Genomic DNA, 1,349 nt, shown 5'->3' on the forward strand with positions numbered 1-1,349 from the left:
TGACACCGTGCCCTTCGCGCTCTGGTCGGCGGCGTGGCATCTGGACAGCCCCACCGATGCGCTGTGGACCACGGCGGAGGGGCTCGGCGATGTCGACACCACCTGCGCGATCACCGGTGGCACGGTCGCCGCCCGCACCGGTCTGGCCGGGGTCCCCGCAGCGTGGCTGACCCGGCGCGAGCCGCTGCCGGACTGGGTCGAGCAGTCCTGACGCGGGCACCCGACCGGCGCTCACCGGGCCGCGGGTAACCTGCGCAGCGAACCCGTACCGGGCACGCACCACCGCCGGGCACGCACCACCGCCGGGCGACCGGCACTCGGTGCCCGGCGCGACGGTAGGGGCGAGGACCCGGCACTATGCCCGCAGTATTCAGGCAGAGGAGAACAGAGTCATGGCAGAGCCCCTGATCGTCGCGGTCGCCGGCCGGACGCCGGAGGTCGACCCGACCGCTTTCGTGGCCCCCAACGCGGTGGTGGCGGGGTCGGTCAGCCTCGCGGCGGGGGTGAGCGTCTGGTACGGCGCGGTGCTGCGCGGCGACGCCGAGGCCATCACGGTGGGCGCCGGCACCAACATCCAGGACAACTGCACCGTGCACAGCGACCCCGCGTTCCCGGCCGTACTCGGCGAGCGGATCACGGTGGGCCACAACGCGGTCCTGCACGGCTGCACGGTGGAGGACGACGTGCTGATCGGGATGAGCGCCACCGTGCTGAACGGGGCCCGGATCGGCGCCGGTTCGCTGGTGGCGGCGGGTGCGGTGGTGCCGCAGGGCATGCAGGTGCCGCCCGGTTCGCTGGTGGCGGGGGTCCCGGCGAAGGTGCGGCGCGAGGTCACCGAGGAGGAGCGGGCCGGTATCAAGGCCAACGGCGAGGGCTACCTGCTGCTCGCCCGCGCGCACGCCGACATCGCCCCGCAGAACGGCTGAACCCCACTGGACGGCCGACGCCCCGCAGGACGGCCGACGTCGCACCGGCAGCGGCCGGCCACCGGTGGCAGCGCCCCGTACGCGCTCCCGCCGGTGGCAGCGCCCGTACCGGTCAGGACTCCTGCGGGCGGCCCGGGCCCATCGCCTCCCCCGCCCGGCGGCCCGCGCGGCGGACCCGCGAGGCCAGCACCAGGTAGCAGAGCAGCGCGCCCGCGGTCGGGGCGAGCCCGGGCAGCGGGTACTCGCCGCGGACCAGGGAGACCACGGCGAGCACGACCAGCAGCAACGCGAGGACCGTCCAGCCGAGTTGGAGCAGCGCGGAGACCGCGCCGGCCGCCCCCGGCGGGCCGGGGGCGCCGACGGCCCGCCGGAAGCCGAGCGCCGCGAGCCCGCACAGCGGCGCACTGACGCCGGCGGCCACGG

3 protein-coding genes are annotated in these 1,349 nt (G+C 76.4%); 2 read left to right on the top strand and 1 reads right to left on the bottom strand.

The features are described from left to right. Together AA75_RS52980 and AA75_RS38700 are read left to right on the top strand one after the other, a co-directional pair. Positions 1–211, top strand: a 211-nt coding sequence (locus AA75_RS52980) for an ADP-ribosylglycohydrolase family protein (protein WP_033825124.1), incomplete at its 5' end; no start/stop codon positions are given. Positions 212–392: 181 nt separating this feature from the next. After that, a complete protein-coding gene (locus AA75_RS38700) occupies positions 393–926 on the top strand; it encodes a gamma carbonic anhydrase family protein (RefSeq protein ID WP_033825125.1) in 534 nt (177 codons plus the stop codon). A gap of 112 nt (positions 927–1,038) precedes the next feature. On the opposite strand, the gene AA75_RS50360 is transcribed toward AA75_RS38700, so the two are convergent. Further along, positions 1,039–1,349, bottom strand: a 311-nt coding sequence (locus AA75_RS50360) for a hypothetical protein (RefSeq protein WP_199520518.1), incomplete at its 5' end; no start/stop codon positions are given.

The organism is Kitasatospora sp. MBT63 (genome assembly GCF_000710465.2).
Lineage (GTDB): Bacteria > Actinomycetota > Actinomycetes > Streptomycetales > Streptomycetaceae > Kitasatospora.

Coding starts and splice junctions, on each gene's coding strand:
- AA75_RS38700 (WP_033825125.1), top strand. CDS start 393: ATGGCAGAGCCCCTGATCGTCGCGGTCGCCGGCCGGACGCCGGAGGTC.